Source organism: Mesorhizobium sp. M7A.F.Ca.CA.002.04.1.1 (genome assembly GCF_004022805.1).
GTDB classification, from domain to species: Bacteria; Pseudomonadota; Alphaproteobacteria; order Rhizobiales; family Rhizobiaceae; genus Mesorhizobium; species Mesorhizobium ciceri.
This window is the reverse complement of sequence record NZ_RZPL01000641.1, coordinates 1-3,351: the sequence shown is the minus strand read 5'-3', so window position 1 is coordinate 3,351 and position 3,351 is coordinate 1. Positions and strand designations below refer to the sequence as shown.

General features: G+C 65.3%; 4 protein-coding genes and 1 pseudogene. 1 reads left to right on the top strand and 4 read right to left on the bottom strand.

The window, feature by feature from the left end:
* On the top strand, positions 1-534 hold a 534-nt coding region (locus ENZ75_RS25910), incomplete at its 5' end, for a substrate-binding domain-containing protein (RefSeq protein ID WP_164888001.1).
* 42 nt (positions 535-576) lie between these two features.
* On the opposite strand, the gene ENZ75_RS25905 is transcribed toward ENZ75_RS25910, so the two are convergent.
* The 4 genes and pseudogenes from ENZ75_RS25905 to ENZ75_RS25890 form a co-directional block, all read right to left on the bottom strand.
* Complete coding sequence (locus ENZ75_RS25905) at positions 577-1,038, bottom strand: MarR family transcriptional regulator (protein WP_063169733.1); 462 nt, start codon at positions 1,036-1,038, stop codon at positions 577-579.
* Entirely contained in the window at positions 1,035-1,619 is a 585-nt protein-coding gene (locus tag ENZ75_RS25900) for an amino acid synthesis family protein (RefSeq protein ID WP_013528453.1), read from the bottom strand. Before ENZ75_RS25900 ends, ENZ75_RS25905 begins: the two co-directional genes overlap by 4 nt.
* A complete protein-coding gene (locus ENZ75_RS25895) occupies positions 1,612-2,496 on the bottom strand; it encodes a thiamine biosynthesis protein ApbE (RefSeq protein WP_063169734.1) in 885 nt (294 codons plus the stop codon). The genes ENZ75_RS25900 and ENZ75_RS25895 overlap by 8 nt, the downstream gene beginning before the upstream one ends.
* Positions 2,496-3,351: pseudogene (locus ENZ75_RS25890) on the bottom strand (6-hydroxynicotinate reductase); the annotation flags it as partial. The pseudogene ENZ75_RS25890 and the gene ENZ75_RS25895, both read right to left, overlap by 1 nt.

The window sequence follows — 3,351 nt, the reverse complement described above, 5'->3', positions numbered from 1 at the left end:
GCCGGCGAATATGCCGTCGAACTGCTGGGCGGCAAGGGCAAGGCTGCAGGCAATGTCGTCGAGATCTGGGGCGGCATGGGCACCCAGCCGGCGCATGACCGCCATGACGGCTTTCACGAATTCACCGACAAGGAGCCGGGCATCAAATATCTGCTCGACCAGCAATCGGGCGACTGGAAGCAGGACCAGGCCTACAATCTGATGGCCAACGCGCTGAAGAGCAACGAGAAGATCGATCTCGTCTACGGGCACAACGACCCGATGGCCTATGGCGCCTATCTCGCCGCCAAGGATGTCGGCCGCGAGAAGGACATCAAGTTCATCGGCATCGACGGCCTGCCCAATGAAGGCGTGCAGATGGTGAACAAGGGCGAGCTGACGGCGACCTTCACCTATGTCACTCCCGGTGCCGAAGGCCTGCGCCAGGCGATCAAGTTCCTCAACGGCGAGAAAGTCGAAAAGACCATTACCCTGCCAACCGAGAAGATCACCAAGGAAAACGCCGCCCAGGTGCTGAAGGACAACGGCCTCTGAGGCAAACTTCCTGCCGGGTGCCTCCTTTGGCGCCCGGCGGGTCTAAGCCAGCTTCACCAGCAGCTTCATGAAGGTGGTGATCTCCTTGGCCGAGAGCGGCGCCAGCGTCTCCTTTGTGATCTCGCGCGCCAGCGGGATCAGGCGCTCGATGGCATCGCGGCCTGCCGCGGTCAGATTGACCAGCAGCCGTCTTTTGTCGACCTCGTGCCTGGAAAGCTCGACCAGGCCGCGCGCCTTCAGCCGGTCGATGACGCCCTTCACCGTCGCCGCATCCATCGCGATCAGCGTGCCGAGCTGGTTCTGCGAGGTCTCGCCGACGTCACGCAGCTTGGCCAACGCCGCGAATTGCGGCGGCGTCAGATCGCCGATATGCGCGGCAAAGATCGCGACATGGCGCTGATGCGCCTTGCGCAGGATGAAGCCGACCTGCTCCTGCAGGAGGTAATCCTGGTCGTCCGGCGCCTCGACCTCGACCAGCTTGAGCAGATTGTCCTCGCCGCTCACCGCAGCCCATCCCAGGCTTTGATGTCATCGGCCGCGAGACCACCCATGCGATCGTGGATGCGCGGGCCACAAGTCATGGCGAGGCAGAACAGGATCTCGTCGGGGCACGGACCATCGGACATGCCGACTTCCATGGCGTCGAAATGGCTGCGCACATAGGCGGCGTTGATGTGGCCGAGCGGCACGTCGAGCTTCGAACCGAAAGCGCCGACCTTCTTGGCCGACGGCACGATCGCCTTGGCGTCGCCGAGCCGCTCGCGCATGGCGTAGCCGCCGGGCACATGCCAGAGGGCGCCGTGTTCCAGCTCACCTGCGGTGCCGACAATGGCGCCTTTGCCGTAGCCGTCGATCTGCTTGACGTCGCCGCCGAGCGCCGCGATCAGCCGGTCGGCGAGCAGCAGGCCGAGCGGCTTGAGATCGTCCATGGCGCTCTGCAGCTCCTCGACATAGCGCCCGGCGAACGGGTTCTTTACCAGCGCCATGGCGGCGGCACGGCGGCGCGGCACCTTGGCCACCGGCCCGCCCTCGTGAAAGATCTCTTCGGTCAGAACCGCGATCTTGCGGATCGGAAACTCAGGCATGGGCAACTTCCTCCCTCGAAGTTTCGTTGGGCGCGGCAAGCGCAACCGAGCCACTGATGCGGATCTCGCCGCCGAGAAACAGCGCCGACCCGGCAATAAGCCCCCGCCGGCGAAAATCTTCGGCGACGGCAAGGCCATTGTCCAGCGCGCGCGCCACTTCGCCAAGGGCAAGCGTGCCGACGCCTTGCGTCACCAGCCGCGAGCCGAGATCGCTGTCGGGCGACAGTTCGTGTGCGGAAATGCGCTTGATGGCGGGATTGCCGGGCAGGTCCACCGCGTTGGCGATGAGCGTCGCCGCCGCATCGGCTTCGGCGCCGGTCCGCGCCAGAACGGTGACGGCGTCGGCAATGCCAAGCGAGAAGGAGCGGCCACGCCAACCGCTGGTGGCGACGCCGCGAACGCCATCTTCCGCGCGGATCGTGATCCGGTCGGTCATGCCGTTGCCGGTACCGGCAACCGCCAGACCCATCGACTGGCCCTTGCCGATATGGAGCGCGCAGTCGCCGCCATTGTTGACATAGGCGCGCTCGATCTTGCGACCGGCAAGCAATGCGGCGAGCATTTCGTCGGCTACCGATCCCGCGACGGCCGCCATCGGAGTTATAAAGCATTCCGCCAGGGGCATGACGGCTGCCTCCATGCGGCGCGCCGTCGGGCCGGCGAAGGTGCGCGGCGCCAGGAAAAACGCCGGCAGCCGCAATTCGGGGAGTTCCTCGACCAGCTCCACCAGGATCGTCTGGAACCGCGCTATGGCCTGTTCATAGGCTCGGCGGCATTCATCCGCCTCACCAAAAACCTCGACGATCAGGTCGATCGGCCCGTGGTTGAGATGCAGCCGCTTGCCGTCCTGCAGCCAATGGGCTTGCGGGCCTTGCATCACCCGGCCCCGTTCGAGCCGGCACGACGTAGCTGCGCGAGTGGCGGCCATGGATTGTTGGTTTCGGCGCCTGTGCCGCGGCGCGGATTCAGGTACTCACCGCCTTTTGCGACAATATCCTCGACGCTGCGGATCTCGGCCTCGTACCCGCCGAGCCTGACATAGTCGTCGCGGCGCAGCGTGAATTCGATCGGCGCCACCAGCGCCGGTGTAGGCACATAGCCGAAGGCGCCTTCCGGCACCCGTGTGACATCGACCATCAGGGTGATGCCGCCGCCCGGCCAGACATAGACCGGCGCACCGCCGACCGTGACATAGGTGGTCAGGCCCTGAACCGAGCGGGTGAGATTGACCGGGTTTTCGGTGACGCCGGCGCGCAGCGAACCGCCGGCGCCGCCGATGAACAGCACCGTGCACAAAGCCGGCTCGCAATTGTCCTCGATCAGGCCGACCGATTTTTGCAGCCGTTCCGGAAACGGTTTTTGCACCGGCTTCAACTCGTCGTCGAGCTCGTAATAGGCGAATTGCTCGCCGGTGGTCGAAACCATCAGCAGCGACAGGCCCGGCCGCGCACCCTTCTTGGCGTTCCACTCGCCAAGGATCGACAGCGGGTCTGAAATGCTGGTGCCGCCCCAGCCGAGGCCTGGCTCGGACACCTTGAAATAGCGGCCCGGCGTCGAACGGCGGCCGATGATCTTTATCCCTGTGTCCTGCCAGCCCAGCACCTTGCCGGCCTGATGCTCGGAAACGACGCCGGTGATGTGGTCGTCGACCACCACCACCTCGTCGACAAGGCCGCGCCATTGCGTGGCGAACATGCCGATGGTCGCCGAGCCGCAGCCGACGCGCATGCGA

What these genes read in the sequence shown, in the direction of transcription:
- ENZ75_RS25900 (WP_013528453.1), bottom strand. Translation starts at nt 1,619, where the DNA reads ATGCCTGAGTTTCCGATCCGCAAGATCGCGGTTCTGACCGAAGAGATC.
- ENZ75_RS25895 (WP_063169734.1), bottom strand. Translation starts at nt 2,496, where the DNA reads ATGCAAGGCCCGCAAGCCCATTGGCTGCAGGACGGCAAGCGGCTGCAT.